Here is a 24,819-nt window from a genome sequence, read left to right on the forward strand (position 1 = left end):
CTTTATCCATCAAAAAGAGCAAAAACACAGCACTTTTGATGACTAAATTTCCATTAAAAAATAAAATAGGCACATTAAAAATAATCTTATCAGTTATGCATTCTTGCAGCGAATACTAAATAGTAAGAAAACATTACCGATCACAAACAAATTCTCTTTAATTCAACTTATAACTAACTTATTCATCTGTAAATGAACTATCCATTGCTTGATAGTAGTCATACAGACTATCAATATCAGCACTACACATAATAGTCATTGCCGCTTTTAGTTGTGATGTCGACCAATTCCACCATGCCATCTCCAATAATTGCTCAATATGGTGTGCAGCAAAACGTTTCTTTACGCATCGGCCTGGGTTTCCGACCACAATCGAATACGGTTCAACATCTTTAGTGATCACAGCTCGTGTTCCAATAACAGCACCATCGCCAATGGTAACCCCTGGCATAATCACGCATTCAGCACCAAGCCAAACATCATTACCAATAACGGTATCTCCCGCACGTTCAAAACCACTTTTAACACCATCACCAAATTCTGAAAAATCAAAAGGAAAAGATGAAATCCAATCATGTCGATGACCTTGATTACCTGCCATCATAATCACAACACCGCTAGCGATAGAACAAAACCGCCCAATAATCAGTTTATCAACCTCACCAAAAATACCAGATTGCCACACCTCATTAGTCGATTTATCCCCCAACAGATAATGTACGCACTGATCTTCAAAGTGATGTTGGTGGTAATAGCCAGAGTAATAACTGTAATCTCCTACCTCTATATTAGGATTAGTAATATGCTGCTTAATTTCATGACCACCAATCCAAGACGGAAAAATACTCAACCCCATTACAATTCTCCTTTATACTCATATTTACAATAAAACAGCCAATTATAATAATGACTTTGGATCCCTCAATGACACTCGATAATTTATATAACGCCTACCTTGGCGAACTCTATGGCATTAGTTTTTTTACAACCTTTGTTGAACAGTATAGTGACCGTAGCCATAACAACAAATGGCAAGCTTTATTAGATATTGAATTAATAACAGCCCAAAAACTAAAATTAGCCTTACAGCCATTAGGGATGGAATGTCCTGATTATGATGCAGAAATGGCGCAAAAAGGCATAACCGATGCAAATAAATGGTTGCACCTATCATGGCCGATATTAATTGATACTATGGTGACCTGGGTTGCTCCTTACCAACAACGCTATCAGCAGCAAGCTGATAATGCACAGCAACATCAAGCTTTATATACACTCGTCGCAGATCATGAAAATACAATTTATGATTTTCTATTAGCAGAACAAGCAGGTTCAACGAAAAGCCTTCAAATATTGCAATGTTTTCTTGATAAGCATTGTAAACAGCAAAGTGCTGATTTAAAAAGCAACTAAATTTATAACAAAAATAACTTATACAACAAAGTACTAAATAATAAACCATCAAATCATATTTAAAAGTTAAAATTTTTTTGCATTAAATTGACATTTACAGACAAAAAAATGCTCACAATACGTACAGCTGTTAGCGAGTCCTCTTTTTTAGAAAATTGTACTCACACTAAAAGATGTGTTTAGCATCACCACTGACGATAATCGCAAAGGAAGATAAATGAAAAAAATCTTACTGATCGCCCTAGGTACAGTTGCAATCATGACTGGATGTAAAACACTACCAGTACCAGGTACAGCCAATATGTCAAATCCTGCTGCTGATCATTGTGTACAGCATGGCGGCACCCATAAGATTATTACCAATAAAGATGGTAGCCAAGCAGGTGTATGCCAATTTGATAATGGTAGCCAGTGTGATGCTTGGGCATTTAAACGTGGTAACTGTAGTCAAGAGAATAACGCACCAATCGTTTACTAATATAAATAATATTAGCTCAAGTATATAACGGGTATACGAAGATCTTCCCCCCTTCTTTGTATACCCATTTTTTACATTCCTATTTTATCTAAGAAGCATTACTTTATAATAACTTGGTAACTAACTCTGGCTCGATGACCGACACCTAATTTACCGACTAATTGCCACCTAATCGCACCTTGATACCCTACCTGATTCACACCATCAGGTGTTCTAACATCACAACGGAGCGTTGAAGGTAAGTCACTATTATTACAATTGATAACAGCAGCTAAAACCGTGAAGGGAGGTACAGCACTAACTAATTGAATATTCGAAATAGCATCATCAGTACCATTAAATAAATCAATATTATATTCAATGACATCACCAGGCCGACCTTCTAGCACTGTTGATGCTTCACTGGCTTGAGTAATATTAGTAACGGTCTTAGTGAATATCACCTCAGAGCCAAAAGAAAAGTAACTAACTGATATAAAACAAATAAAAAACAAAAAATCACGTATAATAACCAACATAACCTAGCCTATATTGCTACAGTTTAATTAATAATAATTTTATTACTTATGATTTTATTGTTTCATTTATTATTCATTGTCTTATTTTTAAGAAATAGATAAACACGATAACTCTGGAACGATGATCAAGTTATGATTATTTACGGTTAGTGTCATCTCAACCGTTATAGTTACGCTAAAACTACGCATTAATTAATAAAAAATGGCTATAAAACTAAAATCAATCAGCTTGCCATCCCATTTACAAAATAAAATAATCTAATAAACAATAAGTTAGATAGACATATCTCAATCATAAATAAAAAAACAGATCATTACCTTGATCATTGTTCCCATGATTTACTCATCCTTGCCCTGACGACATTGTTACTTCCTAATTAAAGTCATAACGACATCTCATAACTATTCATTTTCTATAATGATTTTAAATTCTAAAATGTTGCTTTATGCTTATAGAATATTTAAGTTATTAGTTAGAGGTACACCTTGAATGAAATAAAACACATAAGTGATTTTTTAAAACAAAATCATTTACTAACATTATGCGCTAATTCTGATACCGATTTATGGTGTGCAAGCTGTTATTATTCTTTTGACCCAAAAAAAATGTCTTTATTTATTATGACGAGTGAAAGTAGTCATCACAGTCAGTTAATGATTCTTAATAAGAATATCGTAGGTACCATAGCTCCTCAGCCTACAAATATATTTAATATAAAAGGTGTACAATTTAAAGGTAAAATTAAAAAACTAACAAATAAAGATGCTGAAATAGCAAATGTTGATTATTATAATAAATTTCCCGATGCAAAATTTATTTCAGCTCCCATTTGGGAAATAGAACTAATCATGATAAAAATGACAGACAATAGCCTCGGTTTTGGTAAAAAACTGTTTTGGCATCAACAAGCCTAAAAAAACTGACAATAACCACTGTCAAACAATACAAAAACCCCAGTGTCAATAGGTGATTTCCCCCCTATTTTGTAACCTGTTGCTTAGATATAGTTGCAGCATTAATATGCTGCCTAATAAGGTATAATATTAATAATTATCGCTAAGAATTATTGTAGTATCTCTATTTCAATTCTTAACGATTACCTCTTCTACACGTCGTACAGGATTATACTCTTAGGAGTCACGTCTTGTTTTGCCGATCTATAAGGTCGGCTTTTTTTTATTCAATTATTTTTAGCTTATAAAATGAGCATTGCATACTATATATATTTACCAGTAGTAATAAAGCCATTAGAATTAACGCTAATAATAATTAATAAAATATATAAATCTCATAGAAAATGAAAAATAATGGTAGTTATCCCTCATTCGATATATTAAATCAATTACCTGGTTGTTGGGGTTGTAAAGATATCAACTCAACTTTTATTTATGTTAATGAGGAATATTCAAAAATCATTGGTTTAAATAATCCTCAAGAGTGTATTGGATTAACTGATTTTGACATGCCTTATTTAAGCAAAAAATATGCACAAATATTTCAGCAACAAGATTTACAAGTAATGGAATCAGAGAAACAATTACGTATACTTGATATTCATCCATACGCTGATGGCCACTGGCGAGCGCATTTATTTACAAAAATAGCATTAAGAAATGATAATAATAAAATTATTGGCACTCTCTTCTCAGGTATCGAATTAAAGCATACCTCTTTGCTTGAAATCGGACATTGGATTTGCCGTAGCGACACAGCAAATCCACAAGATAAAGGAAAAAATAACCTCAATCAATCACTAAATATTACTCTTAACACTCGAGAGTCTGAAGTATTATTTCTACTACTCTATGGTAAAAAACCACAATACATATCGAAAATATTACAGCTAGCAGTCAAAACGGTTGAAAATTATGTAGTTAGGTTAAGAGAAAAATTTAATGCTAATTCAAAAGGTGAATTGATTGAATTAGCACTTGATGCGGGTTTTGGTTCTCATATTCCCGAAAGTATGTTGAAAACTCAACAATCAATCGTATTAAAAGAATGCTAATTAAATTTAGCAGAGTATCGCTACTCTGCTAATTAGCATTTATGGTGCTAAACGCTCAATATCCCATTGGTTGTCATCATTTCGTAAGTAAATAAAACGATCATGTAAACGATGCTTACCACCTTGCCAAAATTCAATCGTATCAAATTTCACTCGATAGCCACCCCAAAAGCTAGGAAGAGGCACTTCACCGGCAGAAAACTTTTGCTTTAATTCAAAGAACTTCCCTTCTAGTGCCTGACGAGCAGAAAGTCGCGAGCTTTGTTTACTTGCCCAAGCTGCTATTTGGCTTTCTTTTGGCCGACTTGAAAAATACTTCATAACTTCAAGTGTTGATAATTGCTCAACATGTCCAGTCACATGTACTTGTCGTTCAAGTATATGCCAGGGAAAATGTAAACTAATTTTATTATTTATATTCAATTGTTCAGCTTTACGGCTACCTAAATTAGTATAAAAAATAAAACCATCATCATCCAAATCTTTTAATAAAACGATTCGCTGAAAAGGTTGACCATCAGCATTCACTGTTGCAATAGTCATCGCTGTTGGATCAGGTAAATTAGCATCAACTGCTTGTTGTAACCATTTATTAAACAATACTAAAGGCTCTTTAGGTAAATCATCACGACGTAAGCCACCTTTAGTATATTCGCGGCGAATATCAGTCAAGTCCATCTTCTATCTCCTACTCCCAAATATTTAATAATTAATATCTATTCATGATGAATAACTGAATAAAAAACACTTTCTGATTGCAAACCGTTAATTGTTGCATAAAGAAATAGACACATTTAGCGAAACACAACTTTTGTTGAGAAACAATCAACTGCATATCGTCGAGGTTTGATAAATTATAGCAATCAGACATCTTCATTTTCAGCATCTCTTTATCAAAAGCTATTCATTGAATGCTGCACTTAACTTTTTTTTGGTGCTCAAATTATGACACTTTTCAAACGCCAAGTTATTAGTATAACTGCATTAGTTTGCGCTATTGTTAGCGCAGCATCTGCACAACAAATTTATTCAAGTTATTCAAGTTATTCAACATTAAAACACCAACATATCGTAACGTCACAAACAGATATTAATCGCGCTTTAGTTATACTACCTCAAGCTCTTAAAAAGCTAAATGCTCCTATGCTGTCTAATACTCAGGAGCAAGAATTATTTACAATCACTAATCATCTATTCCCAAATACAACTTATAGCCAAATAAATATCACAGCAGCTGATTATAGCCAGCTTATTCGTCAAGATAATCTAATACCAATGACCCATTCTCCATCTTGGTTTCAGAAACTATTTAAGATTCCCTCTCATACAGAGCAACGTATCATCGAACACAATAATAAATCATTAGGTTTATTAACGATAACTGTTCAGCCAGTGCTTAATTATCAACAACTATGGAAAATTAGCACACGAACAGCATTAACAAATCTATTAATTGCAATCATATCAAGTTTATTGGTTTATTTAATTTGTCGTAAAAATTTTGCATCATTATCTCGTCTCACGGCACGTGCTCGCACTATAGATAATTTAAATCAGGCTCCGCTATCGATTCCCAATGAATCTGATTTAGCCATTATTGTAAGAGCATTTAATAAAATTTGTGCTCAGCTAGATGCTAACTTTAAAAACCAAGCAGATGAAGCAATGAAACTAAGACAGCAAGCCTATCTTGATACCACTTCCGGTTTAGGTAATCGCAGCTTCTTTATTCATCAACTTAGCTCATGGTTAAACGAATCACATAAAGGTGGTTTAGGATTAATTCAAACTGATTTAATTAATGAGTGTTACCAAAATGAAGGATTTAAGGAAGGCGATGAATTAGTAAAAACAATTGCAACACGGCTAAATGAAGTGCTCATTTTTAATGATGTAACACTTGCACGTCTTTCAAAAGATGAGTTCGCAATACTCATTCCAAATATTTCCATTGAAAAACTGCAACTTTGCAGTAAATCATTAGTAAACGTTTTTAATGATTTAAATACTGGTACAACAACACTTAATAACAATGTTGCTATTGGGTTGGTTTTTAATGAAAACAAAAGTACGCCAAGCCAAATATTAACCCAGTTAGATAATGCATTGACTCAAGCGAAAATAATGCCTCATGACGCTGTTTTCATTATTAAGGACATAAATAACCAAATAACACTTGGAAAGCAACAATGGAAATCTTTGCTTGAAGAAGCAATCAGTGAAGATTTATTTACCTATAAATTTCAACCTGCAACACTTTCAAATGGTGCTAACTATCATTATGAAGTATTCACTGCAATTAAGAAAAACAACAACTACTATTCTGCTGGTATGTTTTTAGGAGCAATAGAAGATCTAAAAATAGGTAGTTGGTTTGATCGTCATGTTATTGTCGCGATTATTAATAAATTAAATGCAGATAGAACAAGTGGTCCTTTTGCCATTAATATCACTAATAGTTGTATTAATGATCCAAGCTTTATTCGTTGGTTAGATAATCTTCTTCAAAAAAACCCCCTTTTAAGTTCTCGATTGTTTTTTGAAATCCAAGAAATTAGCTGTATTCGACATACTGATGCGACAGGTATTTTATGCTCAATCATTCGAAAATATGAATTTGGATTTGGCATTGATAATTATGGTCGAAACTTTCAATCTTTAACTTATCTAAAAGAACTCCAACCTAATTATGTGAAAATTGACTATGTCTATACTCACCAACTCAATGACCAAACTAAGTCAACGGTACTTTCATCAATATGTAGAACGGCACATAGCCTTAATATAAAAGTAATAGCAACACGTGTAGAAACAGCAACTCAATTAGAAAGACTGTCTGAATTATTTGTTGGTGGCTATCAAGGATTCATTACAGAGAAACAACCACAACCGGCTTAATCTATTTACAGTGTAAATTAAAAATAATCTAAAACTCTATTTACAGTGTAAATAGAGTTTTTTTTAAATCTAATTTACACTGTAAATATCAACCCAACTTATCACTTTTGTTACTTCTTTCATTTACACTGTAAATCGAACCAACATAAGCAACCAATTGCCTAATGGTTTACTCCTCTTATTTATAAATTAATACTCATTATTTAGCTAAGGTGTTTAACTAAGGTGTTTAGCTAAGATATTTAGCTGAGGTATTTAGCTGAGGTATTTAGCTGAGGTATTTGGCTGAGGTATTTGGCTTAGGTATTTAGCAGAGGTGTTTGGCTGAGGTGTTTGGCTGAGGTGTTTGACTGAGGTGTTTGGCTGAGGTGTTTGGCTGAGGTATTTAGCTGAGGTATTTAGCTGAGGTATTTAGCTGAGGTATTTAGCTGAGGTATTTAGCTGAGGTATTTAGCTGAGGTATTTAGCTGAGGTATTTAGCTGAGGTATTTAGCTGAGGTGTTTGGCTGAGGTGTTTGGCTGAGGTGTTTAGCTGAGGTGTTTGGCTGAGGTGTTTGGCTGAGGTGTTTGGCTGAGGTGTTTGGCTGAGGTGTTTGGCTGAGGTGTTTGGCTGAGGTGTTTGGCTGAGGTGTTTGGCTGAGGTGTTTGGCTGAGGTGTTTGGCTTATTTACAGTGTAAATCATACTCTCTAATTTACACTGTAAATATAAATTATGGCCAGTTTACAGTGTAAACTGAAATACTAATGCACTACCATTGATGGCCTTGGTATTGTTCAGCAACTGCTTTTCCACGCTCCGTTAAAAAGTCTAACAAGCTTTGGGGATGTTGAGTCGTTATCAATTCTTGAGGAAAATTAACATGCGCTAATAAAGTCTGAATACTAGAAAAGTTACCCACATCAGCAGCAAAGTGCGCATCTGAACCAGTTGTAATTCTAGCCCCTACTTCTTTTGCTATCATCGCAATCTCTTCACATCTTGGTGCACTACCAACACGAGAGCGTCCTAATGATGAATTATTGATTTCAACTAATACATTATGCTCAGCAGCAGTACGGATCACTTTTTCAAAATCGAAATCATAATTAGGATTACCTGGGTGACCAATCGCATCAACAACCCCTGATTTAATAGTATTGATCAACGCCTCGGTATGCTCTTTTGCTGTCATTGGTTTAAATACTGGCTCGTGTAAACTCGCAATCACCCAGTCTAATTTAGCTAATACCGTATTATCTAAATCAACTTCACCATCAGTATTAACGATATTCGCTTCAACGCCACGTAACACTGCAACACCATTAAGAAATCGTGGCAATACCCGTTGATTAGCAAAATACCAAAAATGAGGCGCGCCAGGCATTAAAGAAGCATGATCAGTATTACAAAACATTTTTAATCCCTTCGCTGCAGCAGCTTGAGAATTTTCAATGATAGTACTGTAAGCGTGACCACTGGATAATGTATGAGTATGAGTATCAACTTGAATCTGCATAACGTAAACCTCTAATGAACTGAAGAAGATAAAGAATAATAGCGAGCAACAACATCACGTAAATGTTGCTGGGCTAACTTTCGACTCGATAAATGATAGCGTTCAACCATCACTGACCAAGATTGTTTCTGTAAAATTTTTGCAATCACAAAACCTAAATCGTCACTCCAACAGCAATCACCGCATAATAAAAACTGCGATAACCAACTTTCAAGGCTCGCGACTACGATGTCATAACCAAGGCCACCATCAATAAAAGTATTCAATTGGTGATTGATTTGCTGTTGCGATAACCCATAATTTAGCGGCTGCTGAACATTTGCAGAATATAGTTTGAAAAATAATTGACTGTCTAATTGGCAGAATTGTTCAACTCGTTGACAACAAAAAGAAGCGCTAAATAAAGATTGAGCATCATCAAACCAAGATTGTGCAGTATTTGATAATGGCTTTACGCACAATAAAGAATGGTGACCACTAGCAACATCTTTTGTCATTCCTAAACGCAGCGGACGAAATGAACACTGAGACCAAAAATCAACAAGCTCACTAACAGCACCAAAACTTGTGCCAACATAATCAATATTATTATTAAGCGCCTGGTGTAATACCGCATTCACAAGTTGAGTACCAATACCTTGCTGCTGAAAACTATCAGCAACAGCGATACGCAATATACGATAACAATGCTGTTGTGCCGCCACTGAATAGCCAAGATGCGCAGCTAAAGATTGCGCTAACAAATGCCCCTGTGGACGTCGCTTTCCTTGCATCACTAACTGCGCTAATTCAGTACTAAAGCCCCCTTCTTGAGATATCACACAACAGCCAATAATGACGCCAGCTTGCAATGCAACAACAACAGATAAATTAGGATCATCCAACAATTGTTGAATATCGTTAGGAGACGTTTGGTAATGCGCATTTACTAATAAGCCAAAAAGCTGATTTAGTAACACTTCATCATGCGCAAGTTGTGCTGGTTCTAGAACTGAATAATCAATCGCGATAGCAGCTGAGTTAATTCCATCCTGACAGCAATCCGGAGCCTGTGCTGTCAGTAATAAGGTTTTAAAAATCCAAGCTTCTAGTGGATCGCCAGCAGCCCACCTTATTGGTTGCTCCAAATGATAGCTTCGCCATTGCGGCATTTTTTCGAATAATCGTTGCTTAAATTTAATTTCAAAACCACGACCTGTTCCTTCATAGCCATGAATGGTGGTCGCAAAGACTAAACGATTATGCCGTCCAAGTAGATCCGTTAATATTGATGCAGGAATAGCGGCAGCTTCATCAACAATAATAAAATCGTAATTGGAAGCATCATTAACAATCTTATCGATAGCCACAAACTCAAGTCGGCTCGATCCAATATTTAATTGATGAGGATGGGTTTGATTCGTTGTCTGCAATCGCAACTTAGCATGTTTAAACACGGTTTCAGCACAAGCAAATGACGGCGCTGTTACCGCAATATTCATTGTGCGAGTAAGCAATAGTTCCGCGGCGGCGATACCTAACGCCGCTGACTTTCCACGACCACGATCTGCTGATAAAACTAACGGTCGCTTACGGTGCCCTGTCATCACTTTAATGATGGCATCGACAGCTTCTGATTGGCCGCGGGTTAAACAACGACGCTGAGTATTGGTATCAGTAAATATTGTTGGCGGGGTTATATCATCCCAAACTGACGTTAAACAACAGCGTGGCAACGGTTGAGATTGCTGAATCAATATCACTTCAGGCTCTAAAAACAATCGTCCTAAGCGTTGGTAAAATGGCGATGCTATATGCTGTAAGCGCCATGTTGGTGGCGCAATAATAATACATAAGCCACCCCCTTTAATCGTGCCAGAAAGTGCACCTAAGGTATCAGCATTAATACCATCAAGGGCATTGATAACCACCAAATCAAACTCTTGCCCAAGCCACTGCTTAGACTGTTTAAACGAGGATGAAACAAAAGACATTGGTGCATTATCACCAGCCCATAACCGTTGTGGAAAATAGTTTCCAATCGTCGTTGCACTAGCTGTCGCCCATTCAATATCGCCTTCTAATACGACTAATTGACGACAAAAATATTGTGATAACTGCTGCTGAAGTTGAGCAAAAAATGTCTCTAACTGCATCGACATAAATAGGTCCAAAAATAAATGACAAACAGATCATAACACAGCTCCAACAGGCATAAAAAAACCACGCATAATAGCGTGGCTTTTATTAAGTAAAATCGACTATTACTTTAGATAATCATTTAAATAAGCCAGTACATCACTGATCTGACGGTCACTCATCTTTTTCAGTTTAAGCTGTAATTTATCACCATCGCGTGTATAAGAAACTTTACCCTTAATAAGATCTTGTGACGTAGGCTTTTCAACCACAGCTTTTGGGTGTAATTGCTCCCCTAATTGCTCTAGTTTTCCAGTCACTTCACGCGTAATACGGCTAATACCTTGCGCATTAATTGTTTTCCATAATGCCGTATTTTCACCACTTAAATCAGCAATCATATGCTGCTGTTGTTCATGGTTTAAGCCAAAGAAAATACGATGAAGTTTAACAATTGTTGGGCGACCAAGCTCACCAACACTAGGGTAAGCCATCAATAATTCCATCGGTAAACTAGCCGCTTTTAATGCGCCACTCACCAATGCTTCACTGCATTGCAAATACTTCGCAAGCTCTTTTTGATCAGCTACTTTACCTGAATCTAATAACGACTGCATTTCTTTACCACGTTCAAACAGTGATAAAGGTTTATGCGCATTCGCAACATCAGATAGAAACTTAGCGTGTTCAGTATTAATACCTTTTGCTACATAAATTAGAAAATCTTTATGAGCAATAATACAAGACATACGACGGCGACTACCGTCTAATACTTCAATACGACCATCTTCAAGCCAACGACCTACAGCTGGATATTGCTGACCGCGATCTTTTAATGTCACTAAAATATCAGCTAACGCATGCTCATTTAAGAAAGCCTGCTCACGGGCATTTTCAGCAAAAACGATTGTTTGAGTACTAACATCATCTGCATTTACTTTTACTAATTCAAACGCAACAGTATCTTCACCCGCAACAGCTAATTCAATAACCGCAGCTTTATCACGTGCTGCAGTTTGTGCTTCTGTAACGTTAGTAGCACGACGTTTATCTGCTTTACCAAATAAACGCGCATTAAGATCTGTAGTTTTAATCGCCATCTGTCAATTACTCCTCGTTCAAGTTTGCCCAGTGGCTGTGCATAACACGTTCTAACTCTAAACCAACGCGCTGAATCGCTTCCTGAGCTGTTGAAAGAGTCTTTTTACCACCTTCAAATTCAGCCGCAGTAAGATCAAAAACTGTGCTATAAGTATCTGCACAGGTTTCAAAAGCACGGCTGCGCGGCACTGTCGCCATCATTACTTGCTCACGTAACAAGTAATTCATTTCAGTTAATACAGAAACCTGCTTTTTATTATCATCTTCAAACATGGTTGGCATTAAACGAATAAACTCTAAACCATGCCAATCTTCTGGGAACATCTCATAAACAGTCGGTAAATGTTGGAAAAAGTTAACTGTTGATGCCCAGTCTAGACGTTTTGCAGCACATGGAATAATTAACGCATTAGACGCATACATTGCGTTCCACACTAAAGGATCGATATGAGGACCGGTATCAATCATGATGATATCGAACTCATCAGCGATAGGATCTATCACTTTTTCTTTGAGCAACCGAACAATATCAAGGTCTTGATTTACCGCAAGATCTTGCCATGCATCAGCATTGAACATCGCATCTTCTGGAAAAGCTGCAATTGTTTTAAGGTTAGGATATTGAGTTGGCATCACCACATTATCCATTACAAAATGTTTATCTGTTAATACGCCTTCAGGCACGTTATCTAACATAACATCAACAGCTGAATAAATTGTTTCTTGCTTGCCAATACTGATCAAAGGGTTAAGAAATAAACGTAATGATCCTTGAGGATCAAGGTCAATAAGGCAAATACGGTAGCGTTTATCTAAATCTAATGCCAAACATGCAGCAATATGTACTGCTGTCATTGATTTTCCAGTACCACCTTTTTGGTTCTGAACATTCACTACCCAAGGTTTACGTCCTGCACCTTCACGCTCATAAAAAGCAGGTTTTTTCGCTGAAACCATTAATTGGTGAGCTTCTTCAAGCGTTATTGAATAATGGTTCGCTTTATTTTTAGTAAATTGATGACCTGTTGCCTCCATCCGTGAGATTGCATCATCCAACTTTCGACGCGTTAAGCCTGAACGTGTTTCCATTAAAGCTTTTGACATTGGTGGAAAAACTTCGTCACGACGCTCTTCTAAAACAATTTCAATACGATCGGCTTGTACTTGTTTAGTTTGCTCTGCAATATTGAGCAAATTTTGTATCGTCTGTTCCCTATTCATTATTACTCTATGCCATGATGATTGACTAATTATATTGTACAATAAATAACGACATAAACAATAAAAAGCTGAACAAAACCATGTGATATTATTCGCATGTAAAAACATGATTTAATGCAAAAAGCATAAAATTTCATATTTTTTAGACTTAAATCTGACTTTATTATCTTTATAATTACCAAAGAAAAACCATTTCATAAAAGTGTTACAGTGTCACAAGTTTACAATGTAAATCGGACTTAAGACTATTTTTATCGGAACAATGAAAAATAATGGATAGTTTACGGGATATGTCATTTCAACATTAAAAGCATGTTCAACACCAACAATAGCGTAATGCTAATGAAATAGCTCAATTTCATTAGCAAATCAGCCTAAAATAGAAAATAACCGCTAACTATTTAAAAAACAATCTGAAATTAAGCCTACCGTTGTAAAAAAATAAGCTCAGTACTTGATCATTGTTCCATAAAAAATCCACTAAATATGAAACGATGATCAAGCACAGATAATCATTAAAAAACTATCGTTTACAGTGTATTTTGGTTAGATTGATTGCGGAAAAATGATCAAGAGTAGCAATCTAAATCAGCCTTTAATACTAAACGCTACGGAAGCATGTAAAATATCGGAAGAACTACGGAGAATGCTGATTCAATAAGGGGTTAGAGGCGATAGAGATCAGAATAAAATGATAAAATTAACATGAGATTAAAGCATCACACTTAGATTGAAATACACCTAGTCGCTGATGATCATCGATCCTACAACGGATTGATGATGTTTAGTCGCCTTTTTACGTCAAATGTCATTTCAATTAAGTGTCAATTCAACTTGAAATTCGTTACTGATTGAATATTTGAGCATGATATAACGGCTAAAAACTTGAAACTACGCGATGGTGATCATCTTTCCAGTCCTAAAAATCACAATCAGCACCAAAATAGCGACCTTTATGAGCTCAAATAATCTTATATTTACTCAGCCTGTGGATAACATTGTGGAAAAGGTGATTACGAGTGATGATCATGCTTTCGAATTTATTATGATCATGTTTTCAAGTTAATAATGATCATCTTTCCAGCATGATGATGATCATGCTTTCAAGCCCTATATGATCATGCTTCTGTGTTTTCATTGATCATCGTTCCAAGACGCAATAAAATAATCAACATAATAAACAATAAGTTACACACAAAAAAATCACCTGATCATTAGATCATATAATCAATAAGATCAGAATTAATCATAAAGATCAGTTTTAAATACTTTAAATAAAAAACTTTCTTTCTTGATCTTTTTCTATTAATCTTTACGGAAAGATGATGCTTCTACGGCTAATGACAGATGAACTCCGCTCGAAAAACAAAAAAAAATCCGATTGATAAAATATTGATCGAAGCGCCAAGATCACACAAAGATGGTCATTTATTTGTGATCCCTGCAAATTTAGTTGATTGGCTACCTCAGTATCAACATTTTAAAGGCGTAACCAAAAGTATTATTGAGCTATTGAACATCATTTCATTACGTGGCCTATCAAGCCAAGATGGCATGGTTTCTACAACGGAGCTCATTGAAGCAACAGAAGGGCAGTTAACACGAGCAGCGATTCAGCAACGTTTACGAGCCGCAGTTGCAGTTGGTTTATTTAATCAGCAACCAGTACGCTTTGAAGAAGGTCTTGCTGGTAAAACGATGCTTCATCACTTTATCAATCCTGCTTTGCTAATTTCTCAGCTTGGTACAGGGAGTTTACTGTCTGAACAATTTAAGCAGCATGAAAAACAAAAACGTTCAAAAGCCCTTGCTCAAAATCATGTTAATCGCCGCCTACTAACTGAATACGGTTTAGGTACACCTCCCTCAATGCCAGATGAAGCTGATCAAATTGTGGTATCGCCGACAAGTTGGGCGGGAATTATTGATCAGGCTTTAGCACCACCTCGAACAAAGAAAAATTATCAAAAAGCGATGGTTGCGATCAGCGGCACTAAAGCGATCATTGAAACACGATCATCAAAGTCGATCATGACAGTTGATGATCTTATGACATTGTTTGCGTTATTTACATTAACCGTGCAATACCATGATCATCACCTCGCAGATTATGAGATCCAACTGCGTTCAATGGCGAATAAAACACCAGTATATATTACTGATATTTTAGCGCTTCGAGGTAAGAAAGACAGTGGTCCTGCGCGAGATTCTATTCGTGAAAGTATTGATCGTATTGAATTTACTGACTTTCAATTGCATGAATTAACCGGTCGTTGGCTGAGTGAAAACATGCCAGAAGGTTTTAAAAGTGATCGGTTTAGATTTATTGCTCGTACCATAACAGCATCTGAAGAAGCACCTCAAGAAGGTGAAGATGGTGAGATTCGTATCAAACCTAATTTGTATATTTTAGTTTGGGAACCTTCCTTTTTTGATGAATTGTTAACTCGTGATTATTTCTTCTTGTTCCCGCCAGAGATTTTGCGTCAACATACTTTAGTGTTTCAGTTATACACCTTTTTCAGAAGTCGCATGTCTCGCCGTGTGGTTGATTCAATGCTTTTAAGTGAGTTAAATCAGAAGCTTGCTAGGAATATTGAATGGCGCCGTTTTTCTTCAGATATTATTCGTGAATTAAAAAAGTTAGCTGAAGGCAAAGTGACAGAAACCATGTTTGCGGTAAATTTATGGGGCTATCACTTAACGATTTCTGCTGAAGAAATTGATAAACGCTATACTGATTATCGTATTGATATTAAATCTGATGCTGAAGAAGTTATTCGTTATTCTCGTGCGAAAACAACCAATGAAGGCAAACGTAATATGGCACCAACAATGCCGAACCCATTGCGTAATGAAATTATGCCTAAGCAAGCATTGGATCAACTCTCAGCAATCATTGATGGTGAATTTGAACCTATTCAGCGAAAAGAAGCGCGTCCTCGTGGTCGTTTAGGTCGTCGTATTAAGCTACGTAAGCACTTAGTTGAAATCAATGCTGATGAGTTAACAATTGTTTTATCTAAATATACCTCCTCAGAAGCGCTACAGCGTAGTATAACTGCTTTATCAGCAATGACAGGTCATCCAGCTACGACAATTACTGAAGAGTGTCAGGGCTATCTAGAGAAGCTTGATTGGCTACATGTGGCAGGAGAGCGTGTGAGTTATGAAACCTTAAGTAAAACGGTTGAATTGTACAATAGTCGTCAAGATGAACGTCATTTATCCATTGAACGTTTAATTTCAGGGTTAGCTGTTCGACGCAAAGTATGTAAGCTTGTCCATGAAGGTCATATTACTGAGCAAGTTTTAAGTGCATTAGACGATGTCGCTAAAGGTATTTGATTTATAATCACAAAAGAGTATTAACAAAGAGAGTGCTTATAAGTGCTCTTTTTGTTTTAATAAACTTCAAATAGTTAACACATAATACGAGTAATGTATTATGTGATATTAAGTATTATTGTTAGCGGAGTTAGACGATGTTGTTCAGTAAAAAGGATTTTAGCAGGGTTTTATTTTGTATTATTATTAGTACACCAGCTGCTAATGTCTATGCTGCAGCAGCAGATCGTCCTGTTATTGAACGTCCTAAAATTGGGTTAGTGCTTAGTGGAGGGGGAGCAAAAGGTGCAGCCCATATAGGGGTACTTGAGGTTCTAGAAGAAAATCGTATTCCCGTTGATATCGTCACAGGTACCAGTATGGGGGCTTATGTCGGTGGTATGTATGCGATGGGTCTTTCGGCTCAAGAAGTTAAGCAGCGTACTTTTGATACCAATTGGAATACTGGTTATATAGATCGTGCTAGTCGAAATGACTTATCGCTACGTAGAAAAAAGCAAAATGATACTTATCAGTTACATACGGATTTAGGCTTAGATATTGATGGTGAGTTTAAATCTCGTCCTGGTGCTTTTCAAGGCCAAGGTTTGGCGGTACTTTTACGTCAACTTACGGATAACTTACCTGCATTAAAAACCTTTGATCGTCTGGCTATTCCTTACCGTAGTGTTGCGACAGACATTACGAAGGTGACACCAGTAGTGATTAGTTCAGGTCATTTAGCGACTGCAATGCAGGCGTCAATGACAGTGCCTGGCGCATTAAAACCGGTACATTTAGATAATAAATTATTGGTTGATGGTGGTGTGGTTAATAATATGCCTGTTGATGTCGCTAAACAGCTTGGTGCTGATGTTATTATTGCGGTAGATCTTCGTGATAGCTTAATGCCTAAAAAAGATTTAGACAGTGCTTTGAATATTATCTCGCAGTTAACAACTTATATGACCAATGCCAGTGCTGATTATCAAAAAAGCTTAATGAAGAAAACTGATATTTATCTACAGCCAAACGTTGCTTTTATGACGGCTGCTGATTTTGATAAACTTGAGCAAGCCTATCAAGCGGGACGAAAAATAGCGACAGCATCGTTACCTCGTTTATTACGTTATCAGTTATCACCAACAGACTATGCTGAATATAATAAACAAAAAAATATTCGTCGAGTACATCTCTCTGCACATGATTCTTATTTTATTGATGATATTGAAATTGTAAATAATACTAATTTACCGAATAAAACATTATTAGCACAATTAGAGTTAAAAACGGGAAAAGTAATATCTAATGATGAATTAGAGCAAGCTGTTAAACGACTTCAAAGTGAAGACATTTATGGGCGTATTAATTATTCGATAAAACAAAAAAATAATAAAAATATTCTTGTGATGGATATTAATGAAAAGTCATGGGGCCCAGGATATTTAAATTTTACTTTAGCATTTGAAGATGATTTTGAAAGTCGCTCTGATTTTTCTTTTGGTGCTCAATATATTTATACTGATCTTACTGATAAAGGCGGTGAATGGTTACTTGAGTGGCAATTAGGTAGTTGGAAAAATATCACCACTGAATTTTATTTTCCAATAGATTATCAGCAGCATTATTTCACGGCATTTGGTGCTGAAACCAGTAATGAAATTCGCCGATTTGATCATTTTAATTATTCTGATTTTAGTCATAATGAATTAAAAAATATTGATGCAAAATATAACCAGACTCATGCTTATGTTGAAATGGGATGGAATATTAAGCCTTGGGCTGCTCTTACATTAGGTTATCAAGGGCAAACCGGTAGTATTAGTGTTGCTTCGATTGAGCGTAAAGAAAATTATGATTTATATGGGCCTTACCTCAATCTTACTTATGATGATTTAGATAGTTTCTTTTTTCCAACCCATGGATCTTATTTAAATAGTGAGATTGGTTATAGCAATACATTGCGTTTACCTGACTCTGGTAAAAGAAAGAATGGCGACACCATATATTACAGTTTATCAATGATAAAACCGTTTACATATAATAGACATACATTAGTAGCATCGATAAAAACGGCAGGTTCAGATGCTGATGATTTGTTACCTATTTATGCGCAAGATCTTGGCGGTTTGTTTAACTTATCAGGCTATCATCGCTATGAGTTAAATGGCCGTTATAGTGCGTTGGCGAGCTTGGTATATCGCTATCGTGTTATTGATAATAATTTTGGGGCGATAAAATTACCCGTTTATGTTGGTGGCTCGCTAGAAAGAGGCGGCGTGTGGGATCGTTCATCAACAATAAGTTGGGATACTGCGATTACAGCGGGTAGTGTTTATGTTGCTGTTGATTCTATTTTAGGACCTGTTTATTTAAGTTATGGTCAAACATCTACTGGTGAAAGCTCATTTTATCTTTCATTAGGTGGAACATTATAAATATAAATATGTTGGTGTTTATTTATAGTGATCATGTATTTGTATGTATAAATTAAATTAATAGTTTACTTAACACTGACAAAAAAAAATAATTTTGGCTGATAATTATTAACGATATAACCTTTTTGCTTTTAAATGTATATTTTTCATTTGTAAGGATACAAAAAGAACAATAATTCTACATTTAAAAGTATTATATGATTTTTTTGAGCCCTTGTTGGCTCTTTTTTTTATGCTGAATTAAAAAGTTACGGTAATAAAAAAGCCCCTTAATAATAGTTATTAAAGGGCAAATATAAACAGTTTATTGATTAGTATTCCCAATGTTCAATATTATGTGAACCACTAAACTGATTTGGGAAATAATCTTCACATGTACCCTCACGCCATACATCGGCTGTTGCACAGTGTAGACCACCACCAAATGCATAAGCATCACGTAAATCTACTGGAATTACGTTAAAGCCTAACTTATCAAATTGCTCCATCTGAGCCTTTTCACTGGCTTCAACGCAGACGGTTTTATGATCAATGATCAACGTATTCATTGATAACCATGTGCTTGAATAACAAAGTGGTGGTGGGTTATCCCATGCAGGTTTAACCGCTTCAACAATTTGCCAATCATTCTTTTCAAATATTTCACGCTGGCCTGCAAATAGCGGCCGATGTGGGTTAAGTAACATTAAGCCTGGACGTAGTGGGCAGAATGTTGCATCAATATGAATTGGATGGTTATCAGCAAAACTTAATGTGTGAATACGGTAACCCATAGGTTCATATTTACGCTTGATCCAGTGAATACCAGCTAAGTTGGTAGTTAGACCATGCTGTACAAAAATGTCTTTACCTAAACGCATCACATCAGCGGCATCAAAAAGAATATCTGTTTCTTTGGTGCTGTATTCTTTGTTTAATGAACGCGCCATTGTTTCTTCGTCTGATAAATATTCGTAGGCAGCAACATAATCCATACGGAAACTATCGTCAGATAAACGTGGACGTGGAGCTTGTTCAATCATACATTTTTGATCTGATTCAAAATACTCACGAAGAAGATCGGTATATGCCAAATATTCAAAATAACGACTACGGAAGCTCATTGGTGCCATAAGTATACTTTTACCCATGGTGAGTAAGCAGTCACGAGGTGGCATGCAACCAAAGCCAGAGCTAATTGAAAAGTCAGGAGTATTGATACGATCATGCCAATCAACAGCCCCTGGACGATCGACAATAATACCGCGATTTTCTAGAATTTTAGCAAAACCATTTAAACACTCATTAGCACGATCAATTGATTCTTGAGTACGACGGCCTGCTTTACTACCACGCATTGGAGAATCGGCAGGAATTTTTTCATTACTAGCTGGGCAAGCTTCTGGAATATGTTGGTTATCAGCAATACCGACAATTACATGGCGAAGAGGATCAAAATCGTTATAAGATTCAACATGTAAGCCAGGTCTAACATACGGCACACCGGATTCTTTACGCTCAAGAGGTAAAGAAGCATTTGGATAAAAGTCGTTAGAAATACTCATTGCAAATTCTCCATGAGAACGAATAGTTGTATTGAAACAGTGTTTATTGGCACATTGCTGATTGATACTTGATAACAGATATTTATTATTGTTATTTAACAATGTGTTATGTCGCTGCCTCTTGCTGTTGAAGGCTATGTGTTGTGCTCTTCAATGAGTTTATAATGCGCTTTTAAAATTCATTTTATAGCGAAGTTCTGCTGATAAATGTCGATTATATGCTGAGAATGGTATTTATAGCGGTTATTACAACTCTTAATTATTAATAATAAAAAATAATCGCTAAGAATGATATTTATGGCATTCTTAGTATGTTAATTTCAGTTATTACGTATAAAGCTCGATGGAATCTCACATATTTAAAAAAAGAATATATTGTGTCAGTGAATAACCGCCCATTTTCAATCAAAGTATCTAGCTCTGCAGTATAAAGTAGTAATAATGGAGGCTATAAAAAGGGGAATACGGTTATGTATCAGAAGATAATAGCAAATACACCTAAATTTTTAATGTTTGATTTACAACCATTGTCTGAAAATAAGCATTTTATCTTTGGTGCTGATTATATATTAATACGCCCTAAACAGAATGGCTGCATATTACACTTATCATCAACTCAAATACCATTAGTGGTAGGACAATTAGTCTTATTAGCACCTTTTTATCCTTTTAAAGTTAGTATTGATAATAATAAGGTAAGTGTTGGGGATGTACTGCATTTTCGTTTAAACGCTTTAGGTCAAACATTTATTGATAGTATTCAGTTTAGTAATATAAAAAATATGTTAGATCATGCAAAACAAGGATTATTATTTGAAAGTGAGTGGTTAGAACCTTTATTTGAGATCATGGATAACATAGAGAATACGTTTGATTTTAAACAATTGCTTAATATATTAATGTTGCTTGATCAATTAACAAAAACCTCACCGAGTCAAATATTAGAAACCCACCAGCTTGCATTTTCTACCACCAAAAGAACCGAGAATCGTGTTGATAACGTGTTGCAATATATAGCCACCAACTTAGCAGAGCCACTGACAGTAACCATTGTAGCCCAGCAGTTACATATGGCTGAAAGTACATTTTCACGGTTTTTTCATACCCATCTCGGGGTGACATTTCGCCAATATTTGATTGAGCAGCGGGTGAAACAAGCGGCAAGGTATTTAGTCTCAACTGATTGGAGTATTGCTCATATTGGTGCTGAAGTGGGTTTTTCATCGCTATCAAACTTCAATGAAAAATTTAAAACATTATTGCAGGTAACCCCTCGTGCTTATCGGGCTAACCATGTTGCGTTGCGGGAAAATATTGGTAACTCACAATCAATACAAGGGCAGTTACAAAAACAATTTCATCAGTGGCAAGCTTAAACGTCGCTACTACTACCAACAAGAGCATAACGTTAACATTATGCTCTTGATGTCTTTTCTCTTTATATGATGTTATTACGATAAACGTAAATAATGAGCAATGAATTGATATTGGCTACATTTCGCCACCAGCGCATAACTGCAACATGCTAATATTGATGCGTACAGTGGTGCTTCAACCCAGCCCAAACTAAACTCCACAAATAGTAAACAGCCACTAAAAAAGCCAATCACTAATGCGCTCAATGCCGCATAAATATTACTCGGTAGCCAATGCGCCAATAAAGTTGGTGCGACCAGTGCTGCCATTAATGTACCTGAGCCTAAAATGGCCAACATTGATAACATAAACGGCGGTGCAAATAGCATAATAATAAATCCAACTCCACCTAATCCTAATACCGCACCACGATTTAGCAATAATAGCTGCTTTGCTGTCAGTGATGAATGTGGCCAAAGTGCTTGCCGTAAATCGTGAGATACTGCACCTGAAATAGCGTGTAGCACTGAGTTAGCGGTTGATTTCATTGCAAATAATATAAATAAGGTAACAATTGCGGATAAAGAGGGCGACAAAAATTGGGTCAGAAATACCGGCATCGCATCATCGGGGTTGGTTAACGTAGGGACTTTGACGCGAATATAGCAGCCGACGATAGGCACTAAACTTAATAAGCACGCCATTGGAGTCATATAAGCGGCGACATGATGTAATTTAGTGGTGTTGGCAAATGCCATAAATCGTACTGACATATAGGGCAGGGTTGCACTATAAATAAACGCATAGGGTAGAACCATTAATACATGCCAACGACTAGTACCGTAAGGGCCAGAGTCTTGTGGAGCTAACAGGTTTTTATCGATAGCATTGAGTTGTTCGATTAATTGTTGTGGTGGTAAATCAGTAAAAATGGTCACCATAATAATAATGGCGGATAAACACATGCCGAGTACCATAAAAGTATCAGTAAAGGCGACGGCAGCAAGACCACCAATAGATGTGTAAAGAATAATAATTGCCACCATAATTAATGAGGCAGTGGTTTGACTGATACCGAGCCATTGTCCTGCTAATAGCCCTAATGCTTTGATTTGACCGACAAGAAAAATAAGTAATAACACAATGGTAATAATCGCACTGAATGCTTGAGTAATACGTTTGATGAGGTATGGACCGTCGTGGCTGACAGCAATATACTCAGCAATCGTCAGTGTTCCCATTGTTTGAGCTTTTTGATGTAAAAATCGCGCACAAAAAAGCACAGCAAAAATCATCGCGGGGGCAAAGAAAAAATTACCTAACAGTTCAATCACACCGTATTTATATGCAACGCCAGGAGATCCCATAAACCCCCAGCCAGAAAATGCGGTGGCAACGATGGTTGAGGCCCCAATAAAGGGACCTAAACAATTAGCGGCTAATAAAAAACCACCCTCACCCTTGCTGCTATGCATTACTTTATTACTGTATAGAGCTAAACCGACCATGATAGCAACAGTCACTAATAGCAAGCCCCAATTGAGTGAGGTATTCATACCGTGTCACCTTATGGTTGCGGATGGGGTTGGTGAGATTGCGGCTTATGAGCTAATGCCCGCTTTTTGATGATATTAATCACAATTTCTCCCATACCACCACCAATCACCAATATGCCACCAATCGCTTGTAAGACGGTTAATGATTCACTGAAGACTAAAATACCTAACCCTGCGCCAACCACTGTCTCTAAATAAGAAATACAGGCCAGTTCAGCGGCTTTTAAATGTTTAGCGGCAATAGTTAATAGTGATAACGCGCCAAAGCCAATAAAGAACCCCATTGAAATTAACCATAACCACGAAGTGCTATCCATGGCTGCCAGTGACGGCGGATTAACCATAAAGCAGATTGCAATTGCAATTGCACCAAATGAAAAGTTAAATAGAGAGCGTGAATCAGAGCTTATATCTGTCCGATAACGGCTGAAGAATAAATACAAGCCATAACCGATACCTGACATTAATCCGAGAATATCTCCCACCATATTTTGCTTAGAAAATGACAGTGATAATGTCAGTCCTGTTTGAGGCTGGTAGCTAATAATACCGATAATAAATAAACACCCAATAAAGACCGCGGTTAACATCGATGCCGTTAAGGCTGAAATTTTTTCTTTTAGGAAAATTGCAGCGAGAATAGTCGAAAAAACAGGGCCGGTATAAATTAAAAATACCGCATTGGCTAAGGTCGTATATTGGGTCGCAGAAACATAAGCGGCTAAACATAATCCTAAACAAACGCCGCTGGTTATGACTGCTGGGGTTAATTTAACGTTTTTTATTTGCTGAGCTTTGCCTTGATACAACATGATCGCCAAAATACAGATAGCGCCAACGATCATACGTGTAAAGGCAATTACATCACCGCTGGTATTAATATTACGGGAGAATAAGCCAACGCATCCCATTAGCGTGGCTGAAACAATCATCGTGGTATAACCAAGTGTTTTAGGGTTCATTTTCGACTCCTTAAAGGGGTACTCTTAGATTGGCTAACCAATGATCCACCGTGGGTATACTGCTGATAAATAAAAATACCGCAGACAGTGATCCACAATATGATATTGGCAAGAATAAAAGCATCAACTGCCCAATAACCTGTTTGCATTACTCTTTCCTTATTTTTTAAGAGGCCGGAGTAATCGATAGCAACACGCTATGCATTGGTGGTCATATTCGATGATTTTAAGGTGATGAACTAGCTAAAAGCTGCCGTAAAACAACCAATAAACGCTAGATCTTTTTGAATGCGATCGGCATCATTTTTGAGAAGGTGAAAAAGTATTCATTGCTATTAGGTGTAAAGGCATTCTTTATAATAAGACGTAATCGATGATGGGTT

The 24,819-nt window shown here is 36.3% G+C and carries 20 protein-coding genes; 8 read left to right on the forward strand and 12 right to left on the reverse strand.

Features of this window, described 5'->3' with window-relative positions:
• Nucleotides 1-178 precede the first annotated feature (178 nt).
• Nucleotides 179-856: a CatB-related O-acetyltransferase gene (locus PAND9192_RS10090; protein WP_087853700.1), complete on the reverse strand. Its 678-nt coding sequence runs from the start codon at nucleotides 854-856 to the stop codon at nucleotides 179-181.
• 68 nt (nucleotides 857-924) lie between these two features.
• Here PAND9192_RS10090 and PAND9192_RS10095 point away from each other — a divergent pair, with 68 nt between their 5' ends.
• Nucleotides 925-1,413: a hypothetical protein gene (locus PAND9192_RS10095; RefSeq protein WP_087853701.1), complete on the forward strand. Its 489-nt coding sequence runs from the start codon at nucleotides 925-927 to the stop codon at nucleotides 1,411-1,413.
• A 217-nt stretch (nucleotides 1,414-1,630) separates the two neighbouring features.
• A complete protein-coding gene (locus PAND9192_RS10100; RefSeq protein ID WP_087853702.1) occupies nucleotides 1,631-1,891 on the forward strand; it encodes a putative hemolysin in 261 nt (86 codons plus the stop codon).
• A gap of 98 nt (nucleotides 1,892-1,989) precedes the next feature.
• Here the strand turns inward: PAND9192_RS10100 and PAND9192_RS10105 are convergent, their stop codons facing one another.
• Complete coding sequence (locus PAND9192_RS10105; RefSeq protein WP_087853703.1) at nucleotides 1,990-2,409, reverse strand: hypothetical protein; 420 nt, start codon at nucleotides 2,407-2,409, stop codon at nucleotides 1,990-1,992.
• 486 nt (nucleotides 2,410-2,895) lie between these two features.
• On the opposite strand from PAND9192_RS10105, the gene PAND9192_RS10110 reads away from it, so the two are divergent.
• Both PAND9192_RS10110 and PAND9192_RS10115 read left to right on the forward strand, forming a co-directional pair.
• Nucleotides 2,896-3,324 (forward strand): YhbP family protein, encoded by a 429-nt coding sequence (locus PAND9192_RS10110; protein ID WP_087853704.1) that lies wholly within the window; start codon nucleotides 2,896-2,898, stop codon nucleotides 3,322-3,324.
• 383 nt (nucleotides 3,325-3,707) lie between these two features.
• The gene (locus PAND9192_RS10115) at nucleotides 3,708-4,418 is read left to right on the forward strand and encodes a helix-turn-helix transcriptional regulator (RefSeq protein ID WP_087853705.1); all 711 of its coding nucleotides are present in this window, start codon (nucleotides 3,708-3,710) and stop codon (nucleotides 4,416-4,418) included.
• A 39-nt stretch (nucleotides 4,419-4,457) separates the two neighbouring features.
• Here the strand turns inward: PAND9192_RS10115 and pdxH are convergent, their stop codons facing one another.
• Nucleotides 4,458-5,096 carry a pyridoxamine 5'-phosphate oxidase gene (gene pdxH, locus PAND9192_RS10120; RefSeq protein ID WP_060996848.1) on the reverse strand — a complete coding sequence of 213 codons (639 nt, stop codon included), beginning with the start codon at nucleotides 5,094-5,096 and terminating at the stop codon, nucleotides 4,458-4,460.
• 267 nt (nucleotides 5,097-5,363) lie between these two features.
• Between pdxH and PAND9192_RS10125 the strand changes: the two genes are divergently transcribed.
• Nucleotides 5,364-7,316, forward strand: coding sequence for a bifunctional diguanylate cyclase/phosphodiesterase (locus tag PAND9192_RS10125; protein ID WP_087853706.1), 1,953 nt, complete (start codon nucleotides 5,364-5,366; stop codon nucleotides 7,314-7,316).
• A gap of 476 nt (nucleotides 7,317-7,792) precedes the next feature.
• Here the strand turns inward: PAND9192_RS10125 and PAND9192_RS10130 are convergent, their stop codons facing one another.
• The 5 genes from PAND9192_RS10130 to PAND9192_RS10150 form a co-directional block, all read right to left on the reverse strand.
• Nucleotides 7,793-7,999 carry a hypothetical protein gene (locus tag PAND9192_RS10130; RefSeq protein ID WP_087853707.1) on the reverse strand — a complete coding sequence of 69 codons (207 nt, stop codon included), beginning with the start codon at nucleotides 7,997-7,999 and terminating at the stop codon, nucleotides 7,793-7,795.
• Nucleotides 8,000-8,066: 67 nt separating this feature from the next.
• On the reverse strand, nucleotides 8,067-8,813 hold the full coding sequence (locus tag PAND9192_RS10135) for a phosphatase (RefSeq protein ID WP_087820646.1): 747 nt from the start codon (nucleotides 8,811-8,813) through the stop codon (nucleotides 8,067-8,069).
• An 11-nt stretch (nucleotides 8,814-8,824) separates the two neighbouring features.
• The gene (locus tag PAND9192_RS10140; RefSeq protein ID WP_087853708.1) at nucleotides 8,825-10,954 is read right to left on the reverse strand and encodes a tRNA(Met) cytidine acetyltransferase TmcA; all 2,130 of its coding nucleotides are present in this window, start codon (nucleotides 10,952-10,954) and stop codon (nucleotides 8,825-8,827) included.
• A 102-nt stretch (nucleotides 10,955-11,056) separates the two neighbouring features.
• A complete protein-coding gene (locus PAND9192_RS10145) occupies nucleotides 11,057-12,031 on the reverse strand; it encodes a ParB/RepB/Spo0J family partition protein (RefSeq protein ID WP_087820648.1) in 975 nt (324 codons plus the stop codon).
• A gap of 7 nt (nucleotides 12,032-12,038) precedes the next feature.
• A complete protein-coding gene (locus PAND9192_RS10150; protein WP_060996853.1) occupies nucleotides 12,039-13,253 on the reverse strand; it encodes an AAA family ATPase in 1,215 nt (404 codons plus the stop codon).
• A gap of 1,347 nt (nucleotides 13,254-14,600) precedes the next feature.
• Between PAND9192_RS10150 and PAND9192_RS10155 the strand changes: the two genes are divergently transcribed.
• Both PAND9192_RS10155 and PAND9192_RS10160 read left to right on the forward strand, forming a co-directional pair.
• Nucleotides 14,601-16,601 (forward strand): replication initiator protein RctB domain-containing protein, encoded by a 2,001-nt coding sequence (locus PAND9192_RS10155; protein ID WP_087853709.1) that lies wholly within the window; start codon nucleotides 14,601-14,603, stop codon nucleotides 16,599-16,601.
• Between the two features lie 137 nt (nucleotides 16,602-16,738).
• The gene (locus tag PAND9192_RS10160) at nucleotides 16,739-19,018 is read left to right on the forward strand and encodes a patatin-like phospholipase family protein (RefSeq protein ID WP_087853710.1); all 2,280 of its coding nucleotides are present in this window, start codon (nucleotides 16,739-16,741) and stop codon (nucleotides 19,016-19,018) included.
• Nucleotides 19,019-19,329: 311 nt separating this feature from the next.
• Here PAND9192_RS10160 and PAND9192_RS10165 read toward each other — a convergent pair whose 3' ends face one another.
• Nucleotides 19,330-20,562 (reverse strand): serine/threonine protein kinase, encoded by a 1,233-nt coding sequence (locus PAND9192_RS10165; RefSeq protein ID WP_087853711.1) that lies wholly within the window; start codon nucleotides 20,560-20,562, stop codon nucleotides 19,330-19,332.
• 470 nt (nucleotides 20,563-21,032) lie between these two features.
• Between PAND9192_RS10165 and PAND9192_RS10170 the strand changes: the two genes are divergently transcribed.
• Nucleotides 21,033-21,938: an AraC family transcriptional regulator gene (locus PAND9192_RS10170; protein ID WP_087853712.1), complete on the forward strand. Its 906-nt coding sequence runs from the start codon at nucleotides 21,033-21,035 to the stop codon at nucleotides 21,936-21,938.
• Nucleotides 21,939-22,013: 75 nt separating this feature from the next.
• Here PAND9192_RS10170 and PAND9192_RS10175 read toward each other — a convergent pair whose 3' ends face one another.
• From PAND9192_RS10175 to PAND9192_RS20815, 3 genes are read right to left on the reverse strand one after another with little or no spacing between them, the layout of a single operon-like run.
• Nucleotides 22,014-23,474 carry a sodium:solute symporter family protein gene (locus PAND9192_RS10175; protein WP_087853713.1) on the reverse strand — a complete coding sequence of 487 codons (1,461 nt, stop codon included), beginning with the start codon at nucleotides 23,472-23,474 and terminating at the stop codon, nucleotides 22,014-22,016.
• 11 nt (nucleotides 23,475-23,485) lie between these two features.
• Nucleotides 23,486-24,436, reverse strand: a complete 951-nt coding sequence (locus PAND9192_RS10180; protein WP_087853714.1) for a DMT family transporter — start codon at nucleotides 24,434-24,436, stop codon at nucleotides 23,486-23,488.
• Nucleotides 24,433-24,585 (reverse strand): hypothetical protein, encoded by a 153-nt coding sequence (locus PAND9192_RS20815; protein ID WP_200815502.1) that lies wholly within the window; start codon nucleotides 24,583-24,585, stop codon nucleotides 24,433-24,435. The genes PAND9192_RS10180 and PAND9192_RS20815 overlap by 4 nt, the downstream gene beginning before the upstream one ends.
• Nucleotides 24,586-24,819: the final 234 nt, after the last annotated feature.

It is taken from the genome of Photobacterium andalusiense (assembly GCF_900185625.1).
Lineage (GTDB): Bacteria > Pseudomonadota > Gammaproteobacteria > Enterobacterales > Vibrionaceae > Photobacterium > Photobacterium aquimaris.